The sequence below is a fragment of the Paracoccus sp. TRP genome (genome assembly GCF_000185925.1).
Classification (GTDB): Bacteria; Pseudomonadota; Alphaproteobacteria; order Rhodobacterales; family Rhodobacteraceae; genus Paracoccus; species Paracoccus kondratievae.
In genome coordinates, this window is record NZ_AEPN01000041.1 from 1 (window position 1) to 23,877 (window position 23,877).

25 protein-coding genes are annotated in these 23,877 nt (G+C 64.1%); 8 read left to right on the top strand and 17 right to left on the bottom strand.

From position 1 onward, the window contains the following. Positions 1 to 295 precede the first annotated feature (295 nt). Positions 296 to 1,018 carry a TIM barrel protein gene (locus tag PARACOCCUSGL_RS0116470; protein WP_010398914.1) on the bottom strand — a complete coding sequence of 241 codons (723 nt, stop codon included), beginning with the start codon at positions 1,016 to 1,018 and terminating at the stop codon, positions 296 to 298. 142 nt (positions 1,019 to 1,160) lie between these two features. Here PARACOCCUSGL_RS0116470 and PARACOCCUSGL_RS0116475 point away from each other — a divergent pair, with 142 nt between their 5' ends. Next, positions 1,161 to 1,844: a nitroreductase gene (locus PARACOCCUSGL_RS0116475; RefSeq protein ID WP_010398917.1), complete on the top strand. Its 684-nt coding sequence runs from the start codon at positions 1,161 to 1,163 to the stop codon at positions 1,842 to 1,844. Between the two features lie 36 nt (positions 1,845 to 1,880). Here PARACOCCUSGL_RS0116475 and PARACOCCUSGL_RS0116480 read toward each other — a convergent pair whose 3' ends face one another. After that, on the bottom strand, positions 1,881 to 3,650 hold the full coding sequence (locus PARACOCCUSGL_RS0116480; protein WP_010398919.1) for a potassium transporter Kup: 1,770 nt from the start codon (positions 3,648 to 3,650) through the stop codon (positions 1,881 to 1,883). Next, positions 3,610 to 3,840, bottom strand: coding sequence for a KUP/HAK/KT family potassium transporter (locus PARACOCCUSGL_RS22470; RefSeq protein ID WP_369750426.1), 231 nt, complete (start codon positions 3,838 to 3,840; stop codon positions 3,610 to 3,612). Before PARACOCCUSGL_RS22470 ends, PARACOCCUSGL_RS0116480 begins: the two co-directional genes overlap by 41 nt. 113 nt (positions 3,841 to 3,953) lie before the next feature. Here PARACOCCUSGL_RS22470 and PARACOCCUSGL_RS0116485 point away from each other — a divergent pair, with 113 nt between their 5' ends. Together PARACOCCUSGL_RS0116485 and PARACOCCUSGL_RS0116490 are read left to right on the top strand one after the other, a co-directional pair. Then, on the top strand, positions 3,954 to 5,504 hold the full coding sequence (locus PARACOCCUSGL_RS0116485; RefSeq protein ID WP_010398923.1) for a DUF4118 domain-containing protein: 1,551 nt from the start codon (positions 3,954 to 3,956) through the stop codon (positions 5,502 to 5,504). Next, positions 5,501 to 6,199 (top strand): response regulator, encoded by a 699-nt coding sequence (locus PARACOCCUSGL_RS0116490; RefSeq protein ID WP_010398925.1) that lies wholly within the window; start codon positions 5,501 to 5,503, stop codon positions 6,197 to 6,199. The genes PARACOCCUSGL_RS0116485 and PARACOCCUSGL_RS0116490 overlap by 4 nt, the downstream gene beginning before the upstream one ends. A 7-nt stretch (positions 6,200 to 6,206) precedes the next feature. Here the strand turns inward: PARACOCCUSGL_RS0116490 and PARACOCCUSGL_RS0116495 are convergent, their stop codons facing one another. Beyond that, complete coding sequence (locus PARACOCCUSGL_RS0116495; RefSeq protein WP_010398928.1) at positions 6,207 to 6,680, bottom strand: Lrp/AsnC family transcriptional regulator; 474 nt, start codon at positions 6,678 to 6,680, stop codon at positions 6,207 to 6,209. Positions 6,681 to 6,825: 145 nt separating this feature from the next. Here PARACOCCUSGL_RS0116495 and PARACOCCUSGL_RS0116500 point away from each other — a divergent pair, with 145 nt between their 5' ends. Together PARACOCCUSGL_RS0116500 and PARACOCCUSGL_RS0116505 are read left to right on the top strand one after the other, a co-directional pair. Beyond that, a complete protein-coding gene (locus PARACOCCUSGL_RS0116500) occupies positions 6,826 to 7,077 on the top strand; it encodes a hypothetical protein (protein WP_010398931.1) in 252 nt (83 codons plus the stop codon). After that, positions 7,061 to 7,396 (top strand): hypothetical protein, encoded by a 336-nt coding sequence (locus PARACOCCUSGL_RS0116505; RefSeq protein WP_010398933.1) that lies wholly within the window; start codon positions 7,061 to 7,063, stop codon positions 7,394 to 7,396. Before PARACOCCUSGL_RS0116500 ends, PARACOCCUSGL_RS0116505 begins: the two co-directional genes overlap by 17 nt. A gap of 104 nt (positions 7,397 to 7,500) precedes the next feature. Here the strand turns inward: PARACOCCUSGL_RS0116505 and PARACOCCUSGL_RS0116510 are convergent, their stop codons facing one another. The 9 genes from PARACOCCUSGL_RS0116510 to PARACOCCUSGL_RS0116550 all read right to left on the bottom strand — a co-directional run bounded on the left by PARACOCCUSGL_RS0116510 (position 7,501) and on the right by PARACOCCUSGL_RS0116550 (position 15,930). Further along, complete coding sequence (locus PARACOCCUSGL_RS0116510) at positions 7,501 to 8,835, bottom strand: FAD/NAD(P)-binding protein (protein ID WP_010398934.1); 1,335 nt, start codon at positions 8,833 to 8,835, stop codon at positions 7,501 to 7,503. Then, on the bottom strand, positions 8,835 to 8,978 hold the full coding sequence (locus tag PARACOCCUSGL_RS22065; protein ID WP_010398937.1) for a hypothetical protein: 144 nt from the start codon (positions 8,976 to 8,978) through the stop codon (positions 8,835 to 8,837). The genes PARACOCCUSGL_RS0116510 and PARACOCCUSGL_RS22065 overlap by 1 nt, the downstream gene beginning before the upstream one ends. Positions 8,979 to 9,010: 32 nt before the next feature. Further along, the gene (locus tag PARACOCCUSGL_RS0116520; protein ID WP_010398940.1) at positions 9,011 to 9,616 is read right to left on the bottom strand and encodes an alpha/beta hydrolase; all 606 of its coding nucleotides are present in this window, start codon (positions 9,614 to 9,616) and stop codon (positions 9,011 to 9,013) included. Positions 9,617 to 9,788: 172 nt separating this feature from the next. Next, a complete protein-coding gene (locus PARACOCCUSGL_RS20775) occupies positions 9,789 to 11,219 on the bottom strand; it encodes an FAD/NAD(P)-binding protein (RefSeq protein ID WP_010398942.1) in 1,431 nt (476 codons plus the stop codon). After that, the gene (gene ribB, locus PARACOCCUSGL_RS20780) at positions 11,216 to 11,872 is read right to left on the bottom strand and encodes a 3,4-dihydroxy-2-butanone-4-phosphate synthase (RefSeq protein WP_010398943.1); all 657 of its coding nucleotides are present in this window, start codon (positions 11,870 to 11,872) and stop codon (positions 11,216 to 11,218) included. Before ribB ends, PARACOCCUSGL_RS20775 begins: the two co-directional genes overlap by 4 nt. 15 nt (positions 11,873 to 11,887) lie before the next feature. Further along, positions 11,888 to 12,751 (bottom strand): amidohydrolase family protein, encoded by an 864-nt coding sequence (locus tag PARACOCCUSGL_RS0116535; protein WP_010398945.1) that lies wholly within the window; start codon positions 12,749 to 12,751, stop codon positions 11,888 to 11,890. An 18-nt stretch (positions 12,752 to 12,769) separates the two neighbouring features. Beyond that, positions 12,770 to 13,897 carry an FMNH2-dependent alkanesulfonate monooxygenase gene (ssuD, locus tag PARACOCCUSGL_RS0116540; protein WP_010398947.1) on the bottom strand — a complete coding sequence of 376 codons (1,128 nt, stop codon included), beginning with the start codon at positions 13,895 to 13,897 and terminating at the stop codon, positions 12,770 to 12,772. Beyond that, positions 13,894 to 15,351: an LLM class flavin-dependent oxidoreductase gene (locus tag PARACOCCUSGL_RS0116545; protein ID WP_010398949.1), complete on the bottom strand. Its 1,458-nt coding sequence runs from the start codon at positions 15,349 to 15,351 to the stop codon at positions 13,894 to 13,896. The genes ssuD and PARACOCCUSGL_RS0116545 overlap by 4 nt, the downstream gene beginning before the upstream one ends. Before the next feature lie 21 nt (positions 15,352 to 15,372). Next, positions 15,373 to 15,930 (bottom strand): NAD(P)H-dependent oxidoreductase, encoded by a 558-nt coding sequence (locus tag PARACOCCUSGL_RS0116550; RefSeq protein ID WP_010398951.1) that lies wholly within the window; start codon positions 15,928 to 15,930, stop codon positions 15,373 to 15,375. 559 nt (positions 15,931 to 16,489) lie between these two features. On the opposite strand from PARACOCCUSGL_RS0116550, the gene PARACOCCUSGL_RS0116555 reads away from it, so the two are divergent. Genes PARACOCCUSGL_RS0116555 through PARACOCCUSGL_RS0116565 form a run of 3 tightly spaced genes read left to right on the top strand, consistent with a single transcriptional unit; the run spans position 16,490 to position 20,309 of the window. Continuing rightward, positions 16,490 to 17,725: an SfnB family sulfur acquisition oxidoreductase gene (locus PARACOCCUSGL_RS0116555; protein ID WP_010398953.1), complete on the top strand. Its 1,236-nt coding sequence runs from the start codon at positions 16,490 to 16,492 to the stop codon at positions 17,723 to 17,725. Position 17,726: 1 nt separating this feature from the next. Beyond that, on the top strand, positions 17,727 to 18,929 hold the full coding sequence (locus PARACOCCUSGL_RS0116560) for an SfnB family sulfur acquisition oxidoreductase (protein ID WP_029372506.1): 1,203 nt from the start codon (positions 17,727 to 17,729) through the stop codon (positions 18,927 to 18,929). After that, positions 18,930 to 20,309 carry an LLM class flavin-dependent oxidoreductase gene (locus PARACOCCUSGL_RS0116565; protein ID WP_010398957.1) on the top strand — a complete coding sequence of 460 codons (1,380 nt, stop codon included), beginning with the start codon at positions 18,930 to 18,932 and terminating at the stop codon, positions 20,307 to 20,309. It begins immediately after the preceding gene. Positions 20,310 to 20,369: 60 nt separating this feature from the next. Here the strand turns inward: PARACOCCUSGL_RS0116565 and PARACOCCUSGL_RS0116570 are convergent, their stop codons facing one another. The 4 genes from PARACOCCUSGL_RS0116570 to PARACOCCUSGL_RS0116585 are packed head-to-tail and all read right to left on the bottom strand — an operon-like array spanning position 20,370 to position 23,746. Next, a complete protein-coding gene (locus PARACOCCUSGL_RS0116570) occupies positions 20,370 to 21,026 on the bottom strand; it encodes a methionine ABC transporter permease (RefSeq protein ID WP_010398958.1) in 657 nt (218 codons plus the stop codon). Further along, complete coding sequence (locus PARACOCCUSGL_RS0116575) at positions 21,004 to 22,113, bottom strand: methionine ABC transporter ATP-binding protein (protein ID WP_083825853.1); 1,110 nt, start codon at positions 22,111 to 22,113, stop codon at positions 21,004 to 21,006. Before PARACOCCUSGL_RS0116575 ends, PARACOCCUSGL_RS0116570 begins: the two co-directional genes overlap by 23 nt. Further along, positions 22,113 to 22,913, bottom strand: coding sequence for a MetQ/NlpA family ABC transporter substrate-binding protein (locus PARACOCCUSGL_RS0116580; protein ID WP_010398962.1), 801 nt, complete (start codon positions 22,911 to 22,913; stop codon positions 22,113 to 22,115). Before PARACOCCUSGL_RS0116580 ends, PARACOCCUSGL_RS0116575 begins: the two co-directional genes overlap by 1 nt. An 11-nt stretch (positions 22,914 to 22,924) precedes the next feature. After that, the gene (locus PARACOCCUSGL_RS0116585) at positions 22,925 to 23,746 is read right to left on the bottom strand and encodes a MetQ/NlpA family ABC transporter substrate-binding protein (protein WP_010398965.1); all 822 of its coding nucleotides are present in this window, start codon (positions 23,744 to 23,746) and stop codon (positions 22,925 to 22,927) included. Positions 23,747 to 23,877 lie beyond the last annotated feature (131 nt).

Consider the following 23,877-nt stretch of genomic DNA (forward strand, 5'->3'; position numbering starts at 1 on the left):
CACGCCGACCGCGCCGGAGTGGTGAAAGCCCTTCACGTCCGGCCAGGCGAACAGATCGACGCAAAAGATCTCATGATCGAGATCGAGTAGCGGCCTGCCAACCCCGGCCCGCCCCGCCCGGATCGCACCCGGGCGGGGGTTTCCATTCCGGGCTATGACTGGTTTAGCACGGGTCAGGCTGCGGCCGGGACCATGCATACCGCGCATCACTTTGCGCATGGCCCATGATCATTACGCCGCCCGCTCGCGACCAAAGCGATGCCCACGCAAAAAAAGTGCTGCCCCCCCGGGTGGATCAGATACCCGCGGCACGCAGGCGCGCCAGATGGTCAGCCGGCGTGATCAGCGGTCGATACTCCAGCCCTGCCGCCGTACAACCCGTATCGGCAAAGCGGTGCAGGACCTCAGGCTCGGGCTCGTTGCGACCGGGGCATGACGCCGCCTGCACATGGCCTATCAAGGCCGTGTGGCGGGCCAGCGCCTCGGCGGCGTTCTGGGGACCCAGTTCGGTCGCGGCATGGAACCAGTCGAACATGACCCGGACGCGTGGCCCGAACAGGTCGGCAAGCTCCAGTCCGTGATCCAGCCGTGACAGGTGATAGCCGGGGACCGCCTCGGCGCAGATCGGCTCGATCAGGATCAGCCGGTCGGTGGCATCAAGGGCACGGCGCAGGTTGGCGCGAAAGACCGCTTCGTCACCCGCGCCGCGCCCGGCAAGAACGTGTATCGCCCCCGCCCCGACCGCCACGGCCGCAACATGGGCAGCCGTCAGATCGGCAATAAAGTCAGCCTCATGCCCCGGCAAAGCAGCACAGCCGAAACTGTCACCCATGCGGATATTCAGCCCGCCGACCGTAAGCCCCAGTTCATCCAGCGCAGCAGCGATTCCAGAGGCATCGTGACGCTGGACCTCGTCATGGAACTCGACCCCGTCGAAACCTGCGGCCGAGGCGGCTGCAAGACGTTCGGGAAACGGCAGGTCGGCGAACAGAAAGCCGGTATTGGCAAGCAATCGCATCGGTATCCCCTTGTCACGGGCATCGTTGAACAAGGCTGAAAACCGCTCTGGCAGTAAAAGGCAAGACCGGGCGGCGACTTGACCCGCACCGGCGCTTCCGACAGGTTGCGCCCGCATCACCCATGACAAGGGCAGGACGGGAATGGTTCAGGACTTCGGCTCTCTTATGCGACGCCGGCGCTCGATCCGGGCCTATCTCGACAAGCCGGTCCCGCGCGCCGAGATTGAAGAGATCTGCCGCCTTGCGCGCACGGCCCCCAGCGGGGCCAACCTGCAACCCGGTCGCTTTCACGTCCTGACCGGCACCCCTTTGCGTAATCTGATCTCCGGGATCGACGCGGCGATCGGGGCTGGCGTGCCCGAGGCCACGGAATATTCATGGTTCCCCGAACCGATGCCGCCCGAGTTGCGCGAACGCCAGCGCGCGGCAGGTTATGCGCTGTATCAGGCGCTGGGTATCGCGCGACGCGACCTTGAGGGACGACGGCAGCAATTCCGCCGCAACTATGCCTTTTTCGGCGCTCCGGTCGGGGTGGTCGTCACCATTGACCGCCGGATGGGTGCGGGCTGTTTCATGGATTTGGGCATGTGCCTGATGGGATTTCTGCTCGCGGCTGAGGCGCGCGGACTGGGCGCAACCGGCATCGGTGCATTGGCAAATTACGGCCCGACCGTGCATCAGCTGCTGGATTTGGCAGCCGAGGAAATGGTCGTCTGCGGCATCGCGCTGGGTTTTCCCGATCACGAGGCACCCGAAAACCAGGTGCGCACTGCGCGCGAGGACCTGCCTGCCTATACCAGCTTTCGCGGCTTTCCCGATAGCTGAGGCCCGCGGCAGGTCCGCCCCGCCGCGGGCATGCACCTAGATATTCATCTGGGCACCGATCTCGACCACCCGCCCGGCGGGGATACGGAAATAGTCCGAGGCCCCGGCAGCGTTGCGCGACAGCGTGATGAACAGCCGCCCCTGCCAGCCCGGCATGCGGCTGCGGGTGGCAATGCGCAAGCGCTTGCGCGACAGGATGAAAGAGGTTGCCATAATGTCGAACTTCCACCCCTGACGGCGACATTGCAGCAGGGCGCGCGGGACATCCGGCTCCTCGGCATAGCCATAGATCAGCTCGACGCGACGGAAACGCTCATCAATTTCCTCAATACGCACGCGCTCTGTCTGGGCCACCCGGGGGACCTCGGCCGTTGTGATCGTCAGGATCACGTTCTGCTCGTGCAGCGATTTGAAATGCTTCAGGCTATGAAGCAGCGCCGAAGGTGCAAGATCGGGGGTCGAGGTCAGAAACACCGCCGTCCCCGGCACCGTGGCAATCGAGCCTGACCTGTTCACCTGCTCAAGCAGGCTGGCCATCGGCAGCTCGGCCTCACGATCCTTGGCCAGCACAATGGCGGTGCCGCGCATCCAGCTTGTCATCAGGATCAGCATGGTCGCGGCAATGCCAAGCGACACATAGCCACCGTCGCTGATCTTGATCAGGTTCGCACCCAGAAAGGTCAGGTCCAGCGCCAGAAAGGGCAGCATCATGCCGATGGACGCCCAGAGCGGCAGGCCCCAGTGCTTGCGCGCCACGACCATGGCCAGGATCGCCGTGACCACCATGGCCCCGGTCACGCTGATACCATAGGCCGAGGCAAGGCCCGACGAATTGCCAAAGGTCATCACCAGCGCCAGCACGGCAATCATCAGCCACAGATTGACGCCCGGCACAAAGATCTGGCCCTCATGTTCGTCCGAGGTGTGGCGGATTTTCATGCGCGGCAGCATACGCAGCTGCACCGCCTGACGGGTCAGCGAATAGGCGCCGGTAATAACCGCCTGACTGGCGATGATCGTAGCCATCGTGGCCAGGATCACCACCGGCAACAGCGCCCAGCCGGGAAAGAGGTGAAAAAACGGGTTCACCATCGCGGCGGGGTTGCTGAGCACCAGCGCACCCTGCCCGAAATAGGTCAGCGCCAGCGCCGGAAAAGCCACGAACAACCAAGCAAGCTGAATGGGTTTGCGGCCAAAATGGCCCATGTCGGCATAAAGCGCCTCGGCCCCGGTCACGGCCAGAAAGGCCGCGCCCAGAACGATCAGGCCAAGACGGCCGTTACCAAGAACGAAATTCAGCGCATGTATGGGGTTCAGCGCGGCAAGCACATCCGGATTACGGATGGTCCAGTTCAGCCCCGCTGCCGCCATGACCATGAACCAGATCAGCATGATCGGCCCGAACCAGCGCGCCACCGCCTGTGTGCCGTGGCTTTGCACCAGAAACAGACCGATGATGATGGCGATGGCCATGGGCTGGATGTAAGGATCAACACCCGGCGTGACGAGCTTAAGCCCCTCGATCGCCGACAGGACCGAGATCGCGGGCGTAATCGTTGCATCGCCGTAAAACAGCGCCGCTCCGATCAGGCCAAGGACCAGAATCAGCCGGTTCGGCCGTCCCATGGCGCGCTGTGCCAGCGCCAGCAGCGACAGTGTGCCGCCCTCGCCCTCGTTATCAGCGCGCAGCAGGATCAGCACATATTTCGCCGTCACGATCAGCAGAAGTGTCCAGAGGATCAGCGACAAAAGACCCAGCACATCTTCACGCGCAACGCCCCCATGGGTGGCGCCTGCCGCTGCCATTGCCTCGCGAAAGGCATAACCCCCCCCCCCCCCGGGGGGGGCCCCCTGCCGCTGCCATTGCCTCGCGAAAGGCATAAAGGGGCGACGTCCCGATATCGCCGTAAACAACGCCAAGAGCCGCCAGAGACAGCGACATCATCCCCGCTCGACGCGGCTGGGTGTCAGCGATTTGGGTATCCACACTTGCCATGGTTTCGCCTTATTGCACCGGAAGTCGTCCGGCCCGAGCGCGCAAGGTGGCGCAAAGCGGCGTAAGGGATCGACAGGGAAGATTGCCCGGCGCGTAAGGATTCCATAAAGACCATGGACAAGCGCCCGGCCCTCGCGCCAGATCCTGCCATGGAAAGTTTTGAGCCGCCCCGCCTGCCCCCCGACGACCGTCGCTGGATGACCACGCCGCGCCCCGGCGGAGTGCTGGGGGCGGCGCTTTTGTTGGCGCTGGTGGCCTTGGCGGCGGGGCAGCTGCGCGAGTTTCTGCCCGAGAATGTCTCGATCCTGCTGTTTCTGACCGCGGTTCTGATCAATGCCGCCGCCTTTGGCTTCTGGGTCGGAATTGCCAGTGCCCTTGGCGCCATCGCCGCTTTTAACTTTCTGTTCGTCGAGCCGCATTTCACGCTGCACATCTCTCGCCCGCATGATCTGGTGACCGTGGCTGTGTTCCTGCTGGCGGCCAGCTTGACCGGGCTGCTGGCGGGACGGCTGCGCGAACAGGTCGAGGCCGCCAAGACCCGTGCCGCAGCACTGGAGATGCTGTCACAGGCAAGCGCCGAGCTTGCCGCCGTGACCGGGCCCGCCGAGGTGACGCGGATCGTGCTGCGCCATCTCAACCGTCTGTCCGAAGGACCGGCGGTCGCTCTTGCTCCGCAGGGCAATGGACTGCATCTGATCGCCGCGTTGCCAGAAGGCTATGCCCCCGAACCGCGCGAACTTGATGCCGCGGACATTGCCTTTCGCCATGGCCGTGCCGAGCTGGCCCCCGCTCAGGGCTGGAATGGGCAGCGCCTCAGCTTTTATCCTTTACAGGTGGAAGGCAGCCCCGGCCCGGTGTTGGGCCACGCCCGGCTGGCACCCGACCGCCGTGACCGCGACCTGCGCGAGCGCACGATCGAAGTCATGCTGCGTCAGGCCGAACAGGCCCTGCACCGCCTTTCCCTGGCCCAGGCCGCCGAGGCCGAGCGCCGCCGCGCGGCCGCCGAAGAAACGCGGGCAGCCTTGCTTGCCTCGCTGTCTCATGACCTGCGTACGCCCTTGGCAACGATCCTTGGCGCGGTCACGACCCTGCGCGAATTGGGCGTGACCTTGCCGCCCGACTCGCAGGCCGATCTGTTGGCAGCAATCGAGGAAGAGGCCGAACGGCTGGCCCGCTATGTCGAAAAGCTGCTGCAGCTTACCCGGCTTAACGCCGGGATTGCAGCGCAGATGACCTGGGTCGATGCGGGCGATGCTGCGCAGGCGGCGGTGGCCCGCGCCCGCCGTGCATGGCCCGATGCCCAGATCCTTGCCGAGACCGGCGATCTGCCCATGATAAGGGCCGAGGCGGGTTTGCTTGAGCAATCAGTCTTTAACCTTGTTGAGAACGCGGTGAAATATGCCCCCGGCCCGATCCGCGTCACCGGCACGGTCGATGGAGATGAGCTGGTCCTTGCCGTTCTGGACCATGGCCCCGGCCTGCCGCCTGCGGTCGCATACTGGCTGGGTCAGGACGGGCTGACCGGCGCCCCTGCGGGGGCCGGGTTGGGGCTGCCGATCTGCAAGGGCATCGCCCGGACGCTGGGGGGGCGGCTGACTGCGTCCCGCGATGGCGCGGGCGCAAAACTTGCGCTGCGCCTGCCAATCCCGGAGGCCGCCGCATGAGGGAACGTCAGCTTATCCTCGTCGTCGATGATGAGCCGCAGATCCAGCGCTTTCTTGGCCATGCGCTGGTTGCAGCGGGCTATGACATCTGCCTTGCCGGTTCGGGGGCCGAGGCGCTGGCCCAGGCCATGGCGCAAGAGCCCGATCTGATGATCCTTGACCTAGGCCTGCCCGACATGAACGGCAAAGAGGTGATCGAGCGGCTGCGGCTGCGCCTGGACCTGCCGGTTATCGTGCTGTCGGCCCATGATCAGGAAATGGAAAAGATCATGGCGCTGGATCTAGGTGCGGATGATTTCGTGCCCAAGCCCTTTGGCATCGGCGAGCTGCTGGCGCGGATGCGCGCCTGCCTGCGTCCGCGCCGCACCGCCCGCACCGAGGTGATCAGTCAGGACGGGCTGCTGATCGACCTTACCGCCCATCAGGTCAGCCGCGATGGCGAGCTGCTGCGACTGACGCCCAAAGAGTTCGACCTGCTTGCGGCGCTGGCCGGTAATGCCGGGCGGGTGATGACCCATCGCAAGCTTTTGCAACTGGTATGGGGGCCGGCCCATGTCGATGACGTGCCCTATCTGCGCGTCTTTATCGGCCAGTTGCGTCAAAAGCTTGAACGCGACCCGGCCCGACCGGAACTGATCCTGACCGAGCCGGGCGTCGGCTATCGCTGGGCACGATCCGAACGCGGAACCGCGTGATCGCCTTCTAGCGGTTGCGGGTATCAACCGGATAGGCGGTGCTGAAGCGGATACGCTCCATCGCGAAATGCGAGGTGACGTTCTTGATCGGTACCGCATCCGTCAGCCGTTTGTAGAACTGATCAAAGGCCGCCATGTCCGGCACCGCCACGCGCAGCATGTAATCCATGCGCCCGGCCATACGATAAACCTCCATGATCTCGGGCAGGCTTGACGTGGCACGGGTGAATTCCTCGCGCCATTCCATCGAGTGGTTGGGGGCCTCGATCTCGACAAAGACCAGTATGCCGAAGCCAAGCTTGGCCGGATCGGCCAGCGCCACCCGCCCGGTCAGGACGCCCTGCGCCTCAAGCTTCTGGATCCGCTTCCAGCAGGGCGTCTGGGACAGGCCCACCTTTTCGGCGATCTGCGATATCGGCAGGGTCGCATCATGCATAAGTTCCGCAACAATCTTGCGGTCGATCAGGTCCAGATCCGGCATTTCTGTTTTCGCCCTTTTCGCGTCCGGGGAATCGGCTTCTTCGACAGGCGCTAGAATAACTATATTGCCGATCTGTTCAATCGTGTATTATACTTCCCTGCAGCAATGACACCCTGAACGAATCTGCGAACGGGAGAACATGCACATGAACCAGTTCATCGCCACCGACGGAGCCGAAACCAGGGCCGAAGGGGAGCAGCTGTTTTCTGTGCGCCTCATCGACCGCAGGACGGGTGAGGTGCCTAGTGTGAACGGCATCCCGCTGAGCATCCTGACCCATTCGCCGCGTTCGACGGTGGCGGATTTCATGCGGGGCCGGAACCGGCAGCTGTGGCGCGCCGAGGTCGAACCGGTCAATTCGCCCAGCGGAGGCGCCCGCCATGGTGCAACCCCCTGATACCCTGATCGACCGCCTTTTCTTTCTGACAACCAGCCGCTCCGGGCCGGTAATGCCCGACGCTCTTCTTTTACCGGAGCCGGACTGGAACATTCGCCGCGCCGGGCCACGCTGGTATGCGATCTGGTCGAACGACCGCGCGCGCCTGCAACGGCTGCGGGTCCTGCTTTTGCCGCAGGATTGGTCAGGACTGAACTCCCGCCAGCAGATGGCGCTGATCGCTGAACAATTGCGACCTGGCACGATCCCCTCTGCCCTGTGCCTGCCCCTGCGCGAAGGCAAGAGCCTGCTGCGCAGCGCCCTGTCCCGGCGGCTGTAGCCTGTGCCAGAATGGCGATGCCCCGCCGCACCCAAGGGTCAGCGGCAGGGCTCTGGGCTTTTGTCCTTTGCTTGGCAATGGCAGGCATCATGGCCCTGCGTGCTTTAGCCCACGGTCTCGGGCAGCCGGTCAAACAGATCCGCCAGCCGCGCGCATTGCACCCGAATGTCGGGGATCGCCGTGATTTCCCACAGCGCAGCGCGGGCACAGGGGCCGATGGCGAAAACCCGCTGCGACACGGTGCCGTCACGCGCGATCAGCCGCGCATCACGCGTCGTGTCCAGCCCGAGTCGAAGCGCATCAAGCCGCCCCCGTCCGCTGGTGATCAGCTCTTGCACAACCGGGGCACTGTCAGTCTCGGGGTCGCGGCGGATGCCACGGCAGTCGATGGCATGACCCGCAGGCTGCAGACGCGGCCCCCCGGCAGTCAGGACCTCGACCCCCTCGGGCGTCATCTGACGGAAGCGCGCTTTCAGGACCTGCAACTGGCCACGCTCTCGCGCTGCTCCGATCAGCGCCGCGGACTGGGGCGGCATGCGGTGGCGATGAACCTCCCACCACGAGGCGCCATGACGCAGAAAGCGGCGGCGGCTATCTTCGTCCCAGCTTTGCCAGATTGCACTGACATGGGGGCGCAGCCCGTCCAGCACATCACGCCAGCCAAGGCCCTCGGCCCCGATCGCGCGAATGCGCGCGCGCAGCCAGCACAGTACCTGGCTGACCGGGGCGCCCAGCGGGATCTCATCCGTCGCGATGGGCGCGGCGTGACTTGTGGCATGAGCGCGCGGCAAAAGCCCGCGGCGCGACAGGCAGGTGATGCGCCCGCGATGCCCGCGCCCCAGCAGAGATACGACATGATCGACCATCGACAGCCCGGTGCCGACGATTACGACATCGGTGTCCGCACTGGCCGGAGGGGTAAAGTCCCAGCCACCGCGCATCCCTTGTGGCGGGTGCTGGGGCACGGCATGGCCGGTGGCCAGAATGGCGAGGTGGCCGGTAATGGTGCTGCCATCGTCCAGCACGGCACGCACGCTGCCCGGCCCCTCTTCCAGGCGCAGGCATTCCTGACGGCGGCAGGTCAGCCGGTCCCGGCCCCATGTCGCCAAAAGGCTTTCGAGGTAGCGCCCGTAAGTCGAGCGACCAACGAAACAATCCGGCGTAGCCTCAGGTGCGGCGCCTGCGTCATGCAGCCAGCGCAGAAAATGCTCGGGGTCGTCGGGAAAGGCGCTCATGTTATGAACGCGCGTGTTCAGCAGGTGATTGGAATTATCGGTCGAATAGGCGATGCCGCAACCCAGAGTGCGGGATTTTTCGATCATGCTGATGCGCAGCGCGGGATTGTTGCGCAACAGATGGGCGGCGGCCAGCACACCGCTGGCGCCGCCGCCGATGATAAGAATATGACGGCTGCCGTCCTGCAAGAATTGACCGTCCATCACATCACCATCAGACAAAGAAAGACCAAAGCCCAGAACACGGCGAGCGCCTGGCCCAGCCGGCTTTCTTCGCGGTCGGACAGCACTTCACCTTCCTGGGAAAGAAAGGCGATGAACCCCGGGTCGTAAGCGGTGCCATACATCGGTCGGTCCTTTCGATCTGCTTTGGGGGGCGTCAAACCTGCAGCGCCGGCTGTTTCAGCCAGCCTTGCGGCACCGGCACGGGCCGGGGCGGCATCTGTTTCGCAATCGTCTCGGTCGCGACCTCGGGCAAAAGCGCGCGCAGCAGGCGACCCTGAGGCCAGGGCCCATAACCCGAGGCGACGTTGATATGCCCCGCCGCGCCCAGATCGACAAAAGACGCCCTCCACACCCGCGCCAGATCGCGCGCGCGGTCGAACTCCATCCAGCTGTCGTTGCGGCTGGCAACCACGATGGTCGGCACCGGTAGCGGTGCTTCGGGGATCTTGCCAAAGACCGCAGTGCGCGGATCGCGGCCGGGCTCGGCCGGGGCGACAAGCAACGCCCCGCCAACCTTGAGCTGCGGCCATTGCAACAGCAGCTTGACCGCCGCGATCGCCCCCAGCGAATGGCCGACAAGAACCGCGCCGGGATGCGCCAGCAAAGCGCCGGCGATCTCGGTCAGCCATTGGTCGGGCGAGGGTCGTGACCACGAGGCCTGCTCGACCATCACCGAATTCGGATCGGTTTGTGCCCACCAGTGTTGCCAATGCGGCGCAGGCGAACCGTCAAGACCGGGGAGAAGTAATGTGCGAATCATGGGCTTTCTCCTTCCAGTAAATATCTATCATGTTAGTCGAGTTTTTGGGTTCCAAATCTCGTGCTGGATGAAGAAAATAATTCTATGCCCGGTTGCGGTCTGCAAAACGTGACAAGCCCCACCATGCGACTGCATGGCAGGGGCTGTAATGCGCAAGATGGCGGTCAGAGGATCAGAGGTCGGCGTCCTGCAAGCTGCGCTCAGCGCGGGCAAGACTTGCGGCCAGACGCGCGGCAACCAGCTCGGCATGGGCGGTCACTTCGGGCACGCCCATCAGCTCGCCCACATGGCTGCGCGCAAGCGGACCAGCCACAAGGATGCCGGGCGTCGGCTGGCCGTTGCTGCCGACCGCAAGGCACCCCTCGGTCACGTCAAGCCCCAACCGCAGGGCATCCGGCCTGACCAGCCCGGCATCTGCCAGCGAGGCAAGGACAGGCGAGCTATGCAAGATGCTGTCATGTGCCGGGCCGGTGGCAAGGATCACCCTGTCGAAACGCCCGCGCCCGGTCTTGCCGCCCCGGGTACGCCATTCGACCCAAAGGCCGGTGTCATCCTGCTGCGCCGACAGCAGCCGGGCGGCAAGGATGCGCAACCGCGAATGGTCGATCAGCCGGTCCAGAACCCCGGCGACCTGCGGCGCTATGCGAAACCGATGAACGTCCCACCAGACCCGCAGCTTTTTCAGCAGCCGCGCGCGTTGGGCAAGATCCAGCGCCGCCCAGATCGCGGGTCCGTCCCGGCGCACATTGTCAAGCGTCGCCTGCCAGGGCAGCCCGGCCCCGATATCAAGACGCACGGCGGCGCGGATATTGCGCAGCAGTTCAAGCGCGCTGCGGGCAGGCCGGGTTGCGAAGTCCGAGGGCGACTCGGGGTAGCCGAAAACATGACCGCGCGAACGCAACCCACGCCGCGATAGCGCCGTGATGCGACCCTGAAAGCCCTGCCGGTCAAGACTTGCGATCACGTCGGCGGCGGTCAGTCCGGTGCCGACCACCAGCACCTCGCCATCCTCTGCTGCGACTTGTGATATCCGCCCCGCCTGCGCGCTGTCGGCGATCAGCCGGGGCGAGCCCTCCAGATCGCGAAACGCCTGAGGGATGCCGGGCGGCGGATGACCCGATGCGATCACCAGCAGATCGGCCTCAAGCTCGGTGCCGTCCTGGCAAAAGATGCAAAAACGCTCGCCGCGATGGACCCAGGTCGCGACGCTTTGTACATGTCGCACCTGCCCAGAAGCCAGCAGCGGCGCAAGGTTGTCGCTGACGTAGTCGGCCACCAGTCCGCGCTGCGGGAAAAGCCCGCCGCCCTCGGCCTCGGTGCCCGGCGAAAGATCGGGGCGCGCTGCCTCGATCCATTTCTGCAAACCGCCGTCATCCGCGCAATCCATGGTCATGCGCGCGGCGGGAACGTTGATGCGATGGCTGGGATCGGCGGTCGAATAGGCCAGCCCCTGCCCCAGTTTCGGACGCGGCTCAATCACCACGATCTGTGCCGGGGCCGTCACGGCACGGGCCAGATGCCAGGCGACACTGGCCCCGGTAAAGCCGCCGCCGATAATGGCAACGACCGGAGTTTCGGCGGGGTTATTGGCAGGCGCGCTCATGCCACCTCGGCGATCCGCGGGGCCTCGGCCGCCAGGGCACGACGCCATGCGACAAGTTCGGTGATCGCAAGAATGGGTAGATTATGGCGCTGTGCGAACTCTTCAAGTGCCCGGCCGCGCATCATGCTGCCGTCATCATTGACCAGTTCGGCCAGAACGCCAACACCGGGCAGGCCGGCATGGGTCACCAGTTCCCACGCGGCTTCGGTATGGCCGGGCCGGGCCAGAACGCCTTCGGGGCGGGCGCGCAGGGGGAACATATGGCCGGGGCGGCGCAAGGCCGCCGGATCGGGACGACCGGCAAGGGTGCGCAGGGTCAGCAGGCGGTCCTCGGCCGAAACACCGGTGCCGCAGGCCGCCGCATCGCAACTGACAGTATAGGCGGTGCCGTTCGGGTCCTGATTGCCCTGTACCATCGGCGGCAGATCAAACGCCGCACAACGCGCCGGGTCCATGGCCGCGCAAAGAATGCCGGTCGTGTGGCGGACCATAAAGGCCACTTCGCGCACCCCCATGGCCGAGGCCGCACCGATCAGGTCGCCCTCATTCTCGCGGTCCTCATCATCGGTGACGATAACCAGCCGACCGGCGGCGATTTCGGCAATCGCCGCGCGGATACGGGCATCAAGTCGATCGAAAGATGTCGCAGTCATCTGGGCTCCTTCGCGTCAGGCCGGGCCGAGGCCAAGCAACCTTACGGCATTATCGTGGAAAAAGCGCGGCAGGACATCCTCGCGCAGTCCCAGCCGGACAGCGTCCTGAATGCTCTGACGGATCGGCCGGAAGGGATAGGACGAGCCGAACAGCAGCTGATCGCCCAGAAAGCCGTTCGCCGCCTCGACATAGGCACCGCCGCCCGCCTGAAACAGATACATGTCAGGGATGACATGGATGTTCTCATAGCGGAATGCGAGGCCAAGGATGTCCTGCACATTCGGCCAATAGCCGTGAAAGACACCGATTTTCAGCTTGGGAAAATTGCGCGCCACCGCCGCAAGCCCGGCCGGATCGTTAAAGCGCGGGTCGGGCGTGGTCGGCCCGCTCATCACAAAGATCGGGACGCCCTCGGCCTCGGCCCATTCATAGACGGGCAGATAGGCGGGGTCGTCGGGATGCCGGGGCGGGGTGCCAAAGCCGGGCTCGACACCTATACCGCGCAGGCCAAGCGTCTGGATGGCGCGACGCGCCTCGGCAATGGCCACATCCGTGCCCTGAATGACCGGATCGACCGAGCCAATGCCGGTCAAGCGCGCGGGATCAAGGTCGACGATACGCGCAATCTCATCATTCGGAATATGCTGACTGGGCGTGTGGCGGCCAACGACAACTGCACGGGTCAGATCAGCGTCGCGGACCTCATCCAGAAACCCCCCGGGCGTGGATGAGCGGGTAAAATGCTCATCATCGCCAAGAGTGCCGACACGGCGGTTAAGCCAGCGCACGGTATCGTAATCCGCCGTTCCCGGGGTCCTGCCGAAAAAGTCGTGCAGGAATGCCGGGCGGCAGCGCATGTCAATGACGGGAAAGGTCATGATTTTCTCACAAGATCGTCACGAAGCGGCACGGGCGCGAATGTCAAACGCACCGCCGGTCTGGCTGCTGCGCTGCAAGGTCACGGCATCCTTGCCAAGCAGGGGAAAGACCAGTTCGGCAAAGCGGATCGCCTCTTCAAGATGGGGATAGCCGGACATGACAAAGGTCTCGATGCCCAGATCCTGATATTCCTGCATCCGTGCTGCCACGGTGCCGGGGTCGCCGACCAGAGCCGTGCCTGCACCACCACGCACCAGTCCGACCCCGGCCCAGAGATTTGGCGCAATCTCCAGCTTGTCGCGGCGACCCCCGTGCAACGCCGCCATGCGACGCTGCCCGACTGAATCCATTTTCGCATAGTTCGCCTGTGCCCGGGCGATGTCCTCATCTGTCAGACGACTGATCAGGCGATCGGCTGCGGCCCATGCCTCGGCCTCGGTCTCGCGCACGATGGCGTGCAGGCGGATGCCAAAGCGAACCTTGCGGCCATGCTTTGCCGCCCGCGCCCGCACATCGGCGATCTTTTCCGCGACCGCCGCCGGGGGTTCGCCCCAGGTCAGATAGGCATCGACATGCTTGCCGGCAAGCTCATGCGCGGCCTCGGACGAGCCGCCGAAATATAGCGGAGGCCAGGGCTTTTGCGGGCCGGGATGAAAGTTTCTGGCGCCCTCGACCCGGACATGGCGGCCATGGAAATCGACCGTCTCGCCCTCCATCAGCCGTTTCCAGACGGTCAGGAACTCATCCGCGTTCTCATACCGGCCGTCATGGCTGAAAAAGGCGCCGTCAGCCGCAAGCTCACGCGGGTCACCGCCCGGCACGACGTTCAAAAGCAGCCGTCCCCCCAGCGCCTCGTCCAAAGCAGCCGCCTGCCGCGCCGCGACGGTCGGACCGCTGATCGAGGTACGCAATGCGACCAGCAGTTTGACCCGCTGCGTCACCGGCGCAAGCGCCGCCGCGACGACCCAGGGGTCAAGACAGCTTGCCCCGGTCGGGATCAGCATGCCGTCATAGCCCAGCCTGTCAACGGTGGTGCCGATATCGCGCAGATAGGCGCTGGTCGGCGGGCGACCGAAATCCGAAGTGCCAAGATAGCGCGTGTCGCCCGAGGTCGGCAGGAACCAGAAAATCTCGGGGGTCGTCATTCCGCAGCCTCCGTGCGATGCAGCTCTTTTCCATCAAATGCGGTGGGCCGGCTGGCATCGGCGACGCTTTCACGGCCGATGTAATACTGGCGCCAATGCGCGGCGGGGTGGCTGTCACGCACCCGGCCATCCTGTTCGCCAAGCAGCTTTTCACGCAGCGTGCCCGGCGCATATCGGGTCTGTACCCGGCCACGCTTGCGCAGTTCCGGCACCACGAAGTCAATGAAATCGGTGGTCGAGGCCGGGGTTACCGCATAAGCAAGGTTGAACCCGTCCACGCCACCTTCATCGACCCATTTTTCAAGCTCATCCGCGATGGTCTGCGGACCCCCGACCAGCACCGGCCCCAGCCCGCCAATCGCGCGGCGGTGGACCACATCGCGCACCGTCCAGGCCTCGCCATCTGCGGCGAGAGATTCCAGCGTCGTGCGCAGACTGTCGTTTTCGACCGCCGTCAGCGGGGTATCAGGGTCAAGGGACGAAAAATCGAGCCCGGTCCAGCCACCGTAAAGCGCCAGCATACCGTCGGCACTGGCATAGCTGAGATATTCCTCATACTTGCGCTGCGCCGCCTCGTCGGTCGGGCCGGTGATGACGGTCAGAAGCGTAAAGATCTTCAGCGCGTCCGGCTCACGCCCTGCTTCTGCCACCTCGGCGCGGATCGCATCGGTCAGCCTGCGCGCCGTCTCGGGCGAGGTTGCCAGCACGAACATCGCCTCGGCATGGCGCGCCGCGAACTGCCGCCCGCGCGAGCTTGCACCTGCCTGAAAGATGACAGGGGTACGCTGCGGCGAAGGTTCTGACAGGTGAAAGCCAGGCACCTTGAAATATTCGCCCTCATGCCGGATCGGATGAACCTTGCTTGCGTCCGTGAAAACGCCGGTTTCCTTGTCGCGCAGGACAGCCCCGTCTTCCCAGCTGCCTTCCCACAGCTTGTAGGTGACCTCCATATATTCCTCGGCCAGATCATAGCGGGCGTCATGGGCAATCTGCCGGTCCAGTCCGATATTGCGCGCCGCACTGTCAAGATACGAGGAAACCACGTTCCATGCCACGCGCCCCTTGGTCAGGTGGTCCAGCGTCGAAAGACGGCGCGCCAGCAGATAGGGATGCTCGAACGTCACCGCCGCGGTGATGCCAAAGCCAAGGTTCCTGGTCACCGCCGCCATGGCCGAAATCGCACCAAAGGGATCGTTTACCGGCACCTGTGCCGCGTCATGCAACGCCGCTTCGGCCGAGCCGCGATAGACGTCATAGACACCCACGACATCGGCAATAAAGAGCGCGTCGAAATGGCCGCGCTCAAGCTCGATGGCCAGATTGGTCCAGTATTCCAGATCGTTATAGCGCAACGCCTGGCTGGAAGGATGCCGCCATGTCCCCGCCGCCTGATGGCTGACGCAGGTCATGTCAAAGGCATTGAGGATGATACGTTTTTTCTTGGCATTGCTCATGACGGACCACTCGGACAGGGATTAACCGACAGCGCGCAGGGGCGCGCTTTGAAAGCGGGGCAGATGCGGGGCAAACTGGCTGACCGCACGATCAAGACGGGCAATGGCCGCCTCTGAGGTCAGCCCGTCGCTGCCAAAATCCGACGAAGAGGCATAAAGCCCCGTCGCCAGCGTATGGGCCTCAAAAAAGCCGAAAACCGGGCGCAGCTGATGCTCGATCACCAGGGCATGGCGGTCGCCGCCGCCGGTCGCCGCCAGCAGCACCGGCTTGCCGGCCAGCGCAGCGGGATCAATCAGGTCAATGAAATGTTTGAAAAGGCCGGTATAGCTGCCCTTGTAGACCGGGCTTGCGACGATCAGCGCGTCAGCGGCCAGAAATTCGTCGATATGGTGCTGATGGGGGCCATCCTGCGGCTGGCGCAGTGATCCGAAATCCGGTCCAAGGTCTGAAATGTCGAAAACATGCGCACTACCACCGAAACGCGCAATGGCGCGGCTGGCCGCCTCTTCGATCAGGATGCGGGTTTTCGAGGGTTGGCTCCACGAGCCGGCAAAGGCGGCGAAACGGGGTCCGGACATGAGTTCTCCACGAAAAGACGACTCGATTGCTAGTGATAGACATAGGGGGTGGGTCCACGCCCGGCCATTCCAAAGCCGGGCCGCCCAATAGGTGAAAATCACCGTCTTCACCCCAGATCAGAGAAAAGACTATCTCTGTCGTCCCGGATGACTTACAGCCAAAACCTCCCGCGATCTCCCGCTATCGCCCCGTTTTCCCTGCTTATTCCACAAGTCCCGGCACCCGTTTTTCAGTGCTGCAACGCATCAGGGTCTGGGCCGCCGCCACCCCCAAAAGGTCGGATCTCTGCCCCGGAACAACCGATATAGCGGCCTTAACGACCCTCTCAGGGGCAGATGGATTTTCTCGCGCGGCCTCTCTGGGGAAACTTGTTCTCTTGCGGCCCGGATCTTTGGAATGGCGGCGGCCAGAAATCACGTTAACCTTAGTCGTGAATTTGGCCTGCCCACCCCAAGCGCCAGAACGCCGGTCACCCCCGCGCCACAATCGGCAGGACGGGGGCGGTTGTCTGATGCCGGAACCGCGGGCCTGCCAGACTGCAAGGACAGGATATCCGCCATGACCATCCAACCTCCGCAAGCACGACCCGGGGCGGCAAGCCCCGTCCCCGTCGTGCCCGCATGGATCGAGACCCGCGAACAGGCGCTGGAGGCTGCGCACCGTCTTGCCGCCGACTGGGCCCCCAAGGCGGCCGAGCGGGACGCCCAGCGTATCCTGCCCTTTGACGAAATCGCGGCCTTTACGGCCTCGGGCCTTGGCAGCCTGACCGTCCCGCGCGCCTATGGCGGGCCGGGACTGGATTATCTGACCCTGGCCGAGGTGTTCGAGATTCTGTGCGCGGCTGACAGTTCGGTGGGCCAGATCCCGCAGAACCATTTCGGCGTCATCCAGCTGTTGACCGAGGCCGGCAGCCCCGAGCAAAAGGCGCGCTGGTTCGCCGACGTGCTTGCCGGCGCCCGCATCGGCAATGCCGGACCCGAGAAAAGCCGCGCTGTGGTCACCCATAACACCACCGGCCTTAGCCGTGGCCCGCAGGGGCTGCGCCTGAACGGACACCGCTATTATTCGACCGGGGCGATTTTTGCCCATTGGATCCCCACCCGGGCCAATGACGAACAGGGCCGCCCCGTGCAGATCTGGGTTCCCCATGACGCGCCGGGCGTGCGTGTGATTGACGACTGGTCAAGCTTTGGCCAGCGCACCACCGCCTCGGGCAGCGTGATCTTTGAAGATGTGCCGATCAGCGAGGATCAGATCATTCCCGTCTGGCAGCGGGCCGAGACGCCGGGTCTGGCCGGGCCGGTCTCGCAGCTGATCCAGGCGGCAATCGACAGCGGCATCGCCATCGGAGCCCTGGACGAGGCAATCCGCTTTGTGCGCGAGAAATCCCGCCCCTGGGTCGATTCCGGGGTCGAGCGTGCCCAGGACGACCCCTATATCATTGGCGATGTCGGGCGGTTGCAGATCGACCTGTGGGCTGCACGCGCGGTTTTGCATGACGCCGCGCGCCTGCTTGACGAAATCGCCGCCAACGAGGTGACCGCCGAGGCCAGCGCCCGCGCCTCGGTCGCGGTGGCCGAAGCCAAGATCCTGACGACCGAAATCGCGCTTAACGCCGCCGAAAAGCTTTTCGAGCTTGCCGGATCGGCCGCGACCCGTGCCGCGCCGAACCTTGGCCGCATCTGGCGCAATGCCCGCGTTCATACGCTGCACGACCCGGTGCGCTGGAAATATCACCTGCTGGGCAACTGGCACCTGAACGGTGCCCTGCCTGCCCGCCATCAATGGAACTGAGATGATTAGAACCGCTCCTCCGCCCCGCGACGTGCATGTGATCACCGACGACGCCGAAGCGATCGAGGCCGCCCACCGCCTTGCCGCTGGTTTTGCACCCGGCGCCTCGGACCGCGACCGCAACCGCGTCCTGCCCTGGGATGAGCTCGAGGCGTTTTCGGCCTCGGGCCTGTGGGGCATCACCATACCGGCCGAACACGGCGGTGCAGGTGTATCCGCGGTGACACTGGCGCGCGTCATCGCCATCATCGGTGCCGCCGACGGCTCGCTGGCGCAGATCCCGCAGAACCATTTCTATGCGCTTGAGGTCCTGCGCAGCGGTGGCAGCCCAGAGCAGCGCGCCTATTTCGACAGGCTGGCGCTCAGCGGGCACCGCTTTGGCAATGCGCTGGCAGAGATCGGCGCGCGTGACTTCAAACGCCGCACCCGGCTTTTTCACGACAACGGCCGCCTGCTGGTCGAGGGGCGCAAGTTCTACTGCACCGGTGCGATCTATGCCCATTGGATCCCGACGCTGGTCGTCGACGAGGATGAGCGTCAGCAGCTCGTCTTTATCCCGCGCGACGCGCCCGAGGTCAGCATCACCGATGACTGGGACGGGTTTGGACAGCGGGGCACCGGATCGGGCTCGGTCGCCTTCGACCGTGTCGAGGTGCGTCCCGAATGGGTCATTCCGTTTCAGGCAAGCTTTGAACGCCCAACGCCCATCGGCCCGCTCGCGCAGCTTTTGCATGCGGCGATCGACCTTGGCATCAGCAAAGGCGCCTTTGCGGCCACCCTGCCCTTTATCCGCGACCGCGCGCGGCCCTGGATCGACGCCAAAGTCCAGCGCGCCGCCGATGATCCGCTGCTGGTCGCAGGTGTGGGTGAGGTCTCGGTCCGACTGCGCGCTGCCGAAGCGCTGGTCGACCGCGCCGGCCGCGCTGTCGATGAGGCCATCGCCGATCCGACCGAGTTCACCGTTGCGCAAGCCTCGCTGTCCGTCGCCGCCGCCCGGGCGCTGACAACCACAGCTGGCCTTCTCGCCACGTCGAAACTGTTCGAACTGACCGGCACCTCTGCCACGCTGACCGAGGACAACCTCGACCGCCACTGGCGCAACGTGCGTACCCATACGCTGCATGATCCGGTGCGCTGGAAATACCACGCCGTCGGCAATCACAGCCTGAACGGTATCAACCCGCCGCGACACGGAGCGATCTGAATGGCCCGCCTTGGCAAGCATATTATCGTCAATGCCTTCAACATGAACTGCGTGGGCCATATCAACCACGGCCAATGGACCCATCCCCACGACCGCTCGGCAGATTATACCCGGCTCGACTACTGGACCGACCTCGCCCGAACGCTTGAGCGCGGCTTGTTCGACGGGCTGTTTCTGGCCGATATCATCGGCACCTATGACGTCTATGGTGGTGGGATAGATGTGACCTTGCGCGAATCCGTGCAACTGCCGGTCAATGACCCGATCCTGCTGATCTCGGCCATGGCGGCCGTGACGCAGAACCTGGGCTTCGGCGTCACGGTCAATGTCAACCAAGAGGCCCCATATACCTTTGCCCGCCGCATCTCGACGCTTGACCACCTGACACAAGGGCGGATCGGCTGGAACATCGTCACCGGCTACCTCGACAGCGCCGCACGCGCAGTGGGCCAGAACGGGCAGACCAATCACGACCTGCGCTATGATCAGGCCGACGAATATCTCGAGGTGCTCTACAAGCTCTGGGAATGGTCCTGGGACGACGATGCCGTGATCCGGGACCGTGCGGCGCGCGTCTATGCCGACCCGGCCAAAGTGCGCAAGGTCGTCCACCACGGACGTTTCTACGATGTCGAGGGCTGGCACCTCTCGGAACCTTCGCCGCAAAGAACACCGGTGCTCTTTCAGGCCGGAACCTCGGGCCGCGGCCAGCTTTTTGCGGCACGACACGCGGAATGCGTCTTCATCTCGGCCCCGGAAAAACAGCTGGCTCGCAAGGCCGCGCAAAGCATCCGCGCCGCCGTCGCCGCTGCCGGGCGCCGCCCCGAGGATGTCAAGATCATCATCGGCATCAACGTCATCACCGACCGCAGCGCGGCGGCAGCATTGGAAAAGCTGGCTGAGTATCGGGCCCATTCCAGCCCCGAGGCTGGTCTAGCCCATTTCGCCGCTTCGACAGGCATCGACTTCTCGCGCTATGATCTGGACGACCCGATCCCTTACGGGCCGACGAACTCGATCCAGTCGGCAACAAAACTGGCCGAAAGCCGAGGCTGGACCAAACGCGATCTGCTCAACCAGCTCGCGCTCGGCGGGCGCTACCCCCTTGCTGTCGGAACGCCGACCGAGGTGGCGGACGAACTCGAATCCTGGGTGCGCGAGGGCGACATTGACGGCTTCAACCTCACCCGCCTCGCCACGCCCGAAACTTACGAAGACTTCGCCGATCTGATCGTGCCGGAACTGCAAACCCGCGACAGCTTCAAGACTGAATACGCACCAGGCACGCTGCGCCACAAGATCTTCGGCCAGGGCGACCGCCTGCCCGACCGCCACACAGTTGCAAACTTCCGCCCCGGCCCGGCGGTGGCGGCGCAATAGTCCTTCTTTCGTGTCAAAATATCCACGGGGGTGTGGGGGCAGTCAGCCCCCACATTCATTTCAGCGCGCCTTCAGTCGCCTGACTGCATGATCCCCCGAAAACTGCACAGCCGAAACCAGCAGGATCAGGATCGCGATCACCACCAGCATGACAGTGGTGTCAAACCGCTGATAACCATAGCGAATCGCCACATCACCCAGACCACCCGCACCGACAGCACCCGCCATGGCCGAGGCGCCGATCATCGAAACAACGGTAATGGTGAACCCGCCGGCAATTCCCGGCAGTGCCTCGGGCAGCAGCACATGGCGCACGATGTCCCAACGCCGGCAGCCGATGGACTGTGCGGCCTCAACCAGCCCCGGATCAACCTCGCGCAAGGAGACCTCGGCAATCCGCGCGAAAAAGGGGGTCGCTGACACCGACAGCGGCACGATCGCCGCCCAGACACCGATCGTCGTGCCCGCGACCAGCCGCGTAAAGGGGATCAGCGCCACCAGCAGCACGATGAAAGGCACGGCTCGGAATCCGTTCACCACAGTGCCGATAATGCGGTTCAGCCTCGGTGCCGGAAAGATCCCGTCAGACCCCGAGGTCACCAGAAACACTGCCAGAGGTATCCCCGCAAGCACAGCGATCCCGGCCGAGACCGAGACCATCAGCACCGTATCCCAAAGCGCCTGTTGCAGGCGGTCAACCATCTGTGTCGTCAACATATCCGATGATCCTTGTCCTGTCGGCGAGATGCGCCGGAAACTCTGCATCGCCCCCCGGCCCCAGCGCGAGCAGCAGCTTGCCGATGGCGCGACCCTGAATGCGGTCGATTTGCGAAGATAAAAGCCGCAGCCCCCTGCCTCCGGCCAGTTCAGTCAGCTGCGCCAGATCCGGCACGGCTGATCCTGCAAAGGTCAGCTCGACCACCGCCTGATCCTCGGGACCGCGCCGGGTCTCGTGCAACCGGTCGGCCAGATCCTCGGGCAGGCCGTGCTGCAAAGGTTGCAGCAGCGCCTGCGTGGCCGGATGGCGGGGCGCGCCAAAGACCTGCCACACCTCGCCCTGTTCGGCGATCTCTCCGCGCTCCAGCACCACCACCCGGTCGCAGATTTCACGGATCACGCTCATCTCATGGGTGATAAGGACGATGGTCAGTCCCAGCCGCTGGTTGATATCCCGCAAAAGCCGCAGGATCGAAACCGTTGTTTCTGGGTCCAGCGCCGAGGTCGCCTCGTCGCACAGCAGGATCTCGGGACGGCTGACCAGCGCGCGGGCGATACCGACGCGCTGTTTTTGCCCACCCGACAGGCGCGACGGGTAGGTTCCACCCTTGCCGGCAAGACCGACCAGATCCAGCGCCTGATCAACGCGGCGTGTGATCTCGTCCCGTGCCACGCCCGCGACCCGCAAGGGCAGTGCGACGTTTTCATAAACCGTCTTGGCGGACAGCAGGTTGAAATGCTGAAAAATCATGCCGACGCGGCGGCGCAGGGCGACCAGTCCCGCCTCATCGAGCAGGGCGATATCCTCGCCATCGACCAGAACCCGGCCGGTTGTCGGACGCTCAAGCCGGTTGATGGTGCGCAGCAGGCTGGACTTGCCCGCGCCCGAGCGGCCGATGATGCCAAAGATCTCACCCGCCCGGATGTCAAGGTCGATGCTGCTGAGCGCCTGCACCTCTCCGGCCGATGACCGGTAGGTCTTACCCAGCCCCTCGAACCGTACCGTGCCTGCCTTGCGAATGGCCGCAGCGGCGGCGGGAATTTCCGTCACCGCGCTGCGCGCAAGGGTTGCTGCCGCACCCGTCATCAGCTTTGCCACGCAAGGATGTAAAGCTTGTCACTGCTGGCGAACGAGGCATGGACCTGATCCTTGACCGCCTGCGACTGCTGGAACAGTTCGATGAACTGCTTGATGCGCGGGTCATCCTTGTTGTCGCTGCGCGACACAAAGGAAACCGAGAACTGTTTGTCCTCGATGCCCGAATAGATCAGCCCCGAAGTCGGGTCAAAAGCGCCCGAGGCGACGATGAAATGCGGATAGCCCTGCGCCAGATCGACATCGCCGGTGATACGGACCAGCTGCGGCCCCTCGACCTCGGTGAATTTCAGATTGCGCGGGTTCTCGACAATATCGTCAAGCGTGCCAAGGAAACCCACGTCCTCTTTCAGCTTGATCAAGCCGGCCTTTTCCAGCAGCAGCAGGCCGCGCCCCTGGTTCACCGGATCATTGGCGATAGCGACGCTGCCACCTTCGGGGATTTCGTCAAAGCTTTTATGCTTGAGCGAATATAGCCCAAGGTTTGCCAGAATGCCCTGGCCCACTACCTCAAAATCATAGCCGCGCTCTTTCTCGGCATTTTCCAGGAAAGGACGGTGCTGAAAAAAGTTCAGGTCGATATCCCCCGCCGCCAGCGCGACATTCGGCGTGGTCCAGTTGCTGAACTCGACCACTTCGACCTCAAGGCCCTTTTCTTTGGCTTCCTCGGCGGCGACGTTCACGGCATCACCATAGGCACCGGGAACGACACCGATCTTAAGCGCCTCGGCCGAGGCGGACAGGCCGACCAGCGACAGCGCGGCGGCAAATGCAAAAGTGACAAGTTTCATGGCTGTCTCCGTCAGTTGGCTGCCGTCTGGCTAAGCCAGGGCAGCGAATAGAGTGCGGGGTTATGGGCATTCGAGGCGTCGATCCGGTCGCGTACCGCCTGCGAGCTTTGATAGATCCTGATGAATTCCGCGATTTCGGGATCGTCAGCGTTATCCACCCGGGTGACGAAGCGGATGGCGAAATGGATGTCGTCAAGCCCGGAGTAAAGCAGCGCCCTGCCAGCGAAATCGTCGCGCCCGGCATTGACGTAATGGGCCGGGTAGCCCTGTGCCAGATCAACGTCCGAGACGGCGCGGACCAGCTGCGGCCCCTCGATCTCGACGAATTGCAGGTTGCGGGGGTTGGCGGTGATATCGTCAAGCGTCGCTTTCCAGCCGACATCGGGCCGCAATGCGATCAGCCCGGCAGCCTGCAACAGCACCAGCCCCCGGCCCTGATTGACCGGGTCGTTGGCAACCGCCACCCGCGCCCCGTCCGGCAGCGCCTCAAGCGAGACATGCTTTTCCGAGTAAAGCCCGATATTCGGCAATATCCCCAGAGCCACGGACTTTAGCTCATAACCAGTCTCTTTCACCGCATTGTCGAGAAAGGCCTGATGCTGAAAGTAATTGGCGTCCAGATCGCCATTCGCCAGTGCGAGATTCGGGGTGGTCCAGTCACTGAATTCGACCACCTCGACCTCAAGGCCCTTTTCCCTGGCCTCGCGGGCGGCGACCTCGATCGAATCCGCCAGCGCCCCGGGAGTCACACCGATCTTGACAGCGCCAAAAGCAGATGTGGCGACCAGTGCAAGCACCGCCGCCAGCGCGGGGATTGCCGTCTTGTTCTTCATTCTTGCCTCGATCTTGCCGTATGCCGGCGACCGGTTTGGCCGCCAAATGACGATTTAGTTCATCGTCATTTGCTACGCTGCGTCGAGGTTCCTGGCCATTCCAACCCACATTCTCCAAGTAAGTCGCTGAT

Bases quoted from the DNA above. Each gene is read 5' to 3' on its own strand.
- PARACOCCUSGL_RS0116535 (WP_010398945.1), bottom strand. From the start codon at position 12,751: ATGACCTTTCCCGTCATTGACATGCGCTGCCGCCCGGCATTCCTGCAC.
- PARACOCCUSGL_RS0116485 (WP_010398923.1), top strand. From the start codon at position 3,954: ATGGACAAGCGCCCGGCCCTCGCGCCAGATCCTGCCATGGAAAGTTTT.
- PARACOCCUSGL_RS22470 (WP_369750426.1), bottom strand. From the start codon at position 3,840: ATGGCAAGTGTGGATACCCAAATCGCTGACACCCAGCCGCGTCGAGCG.
- PARACOCCUSGL_RS22065 (WP_010398937.1), bottom strand. From the start codon at position 8,978: ATGTATGGCACCGCTTACGACCCGGGGTTCATCGCCTTTCTTTCCCAG.
- ssuD (WP_010398947.1), bottom strand. From the start codon at position 13,897: ATGACGACCCCCGAGATTTTCTGGTTCCTGCCGACCTCGGGCGACACG.
- PARACOCCUSGL_RS0116580 (WP_010398962.1), bottom strand. From the start codon at position 22,913: ATGAAACTTGTCACTTTTGCATTTGCCGCCGCGCTGTCGCTGGTCGGC.
- PARACOCCUSGL_RS0116470 (WP_010398914.1), bottom strand. From the start codon at position 1,018: ATGCGATTGCTTGCCAATACCGGCTTTCTGTTCGCCGACCTGCCGTTT.
- PARACOCCUSGL_RS0116575 (WP_083825853.1), bottom strand. From the start codon at position 22,113: ATGACGGGTGCGGCAGCAACCCTTGCGCGCAGCGCGGTGACGGAAATT.
- PARACOCCUSGL_RS0116490 (WP_010398925.1), top strand. From the start codon at position 5,501: ATGAGGGAACGTCAGCTTATCCTCGTCGTCGATGATGAGCCGCAGATC.
- PARACOCCUSGL_RS0116555 (WP_010398953.1), top strand. From the start codon at position 16,490: ATGACCATCCAACCTCCGCAAGCACGACCCGGGGCGGCAAGCCCCGTC.
- PARACOCCUSGL_RS0116570 (WP_010398958.1), bottom strand. From the start codon at position 21,026: ATGTTGACGACACAGATGGTTGACCGCCTGCAACAGGCGCTTTGGGAT.
- PARACOCCUSGL_RS20775 (WP_010398942.1), bottom strand. From the start codon at position 11,219: ATGAGCGCGCCTGCCAATAACCCCGCCGAAACTCCGGTCGTTGCCATT.
- PARACOCCUSGL_RS0116520 (WP_010398940.1), bottom strand. From the start codon at position 9,616: ATGATTCGCACATTACTTCTCCCCGGTCTTGACGGTTCGCCTGCGCCG.
- PARACOCCUSGL_RS0116560 (WP_029372506.1), top strand. From the start codon at position 17,727: ATGATTAGAACCGCTCCTCCGCCCCGCGACGTGCATGTGATCACCGAC.
- PARACOCCUSGL_RS0116475 (WP_010398917.1), top strand. From the start codon at position 1,161: ATGGTTCAGGACTTCGGCTCTCTTATGCGACGCCGGCGCTCGATCCGG.
- PARACOCCUSGL_RS0116505 (WP_010398933.1), top strand. From the start codon at position 7,061: ATGGTGCAACCCCCTGATACCCTGATCGACCGCCTTTTCTTTCTGACA.
- PARACOCCUSGL_RS0116480 (WP_010398919.1), bottom strand. From the start codon at position 3,650: ATGGCAGCGGCAGGCGCCACCCATGGGGGCGTTGCGCGTGAAGATGTG.
- PARACOCCUSGL_RS0116550 (WP_010398951.1), bottom strand. From the start codon at position 15,930: ATGTCCGGACCCCGTTTCGCCGCCTTTGCCGGCTCGTGGAGCCAACCC.
- PARACOCCUSGL_RS0116565 (WP_010398957.1), top strand. From the start codon at position 18,930: ATGGCCCGCCTTGGCAAGCATATTATCGTCAATGCCTTCAACATGAAC.
- PARACOCCUSGL_RS0116545 (WP_010398949.1), bottom strand. From the start codon at position 15,351: ATGAGCAATGCCAAGAAAAAACGTATCATCCTCAATGCCTTTGACATG.
- PARACOCCUSGL_RS0116500 (WP_010398931.1), top strand. From the start codon at position 6,826: ATGAACCAGTTCATCGCCACCGACGGAGCCGAAACCAGGGCCGAAGGG.
- PARACOCCUSGL_RS0116510 (WP_010398934.1), bottom strand. From the start codon at position 8,835: ATGGACGGTCAATTCTTGCAGGACGGCAGCCGTCATATTCTTATCATC.
- PARACOCCUSGL_RS0116495 (WP_010398928.1), bottom strand. From the start codon at position 6,680: ATGCCGGATCTGGACCTGATCGACCGCAAGATTGTTGCGGAACTTATG.
- PARACOCCUSGL_RS0116585 (WP_010398965.1), bottom strand. From the start codon at position 23,746: ATGAAGAACAAGACGGCAATCCCCGCGCTGGCGGCGGTGCTTGCACTG.
- ribB (WP_010398943.1), bottom strand. From the start codon at position 11,872: ATGACTGCGACATCTTTCGATCGACTTGATGCCCGTATCCGCGCGGCG.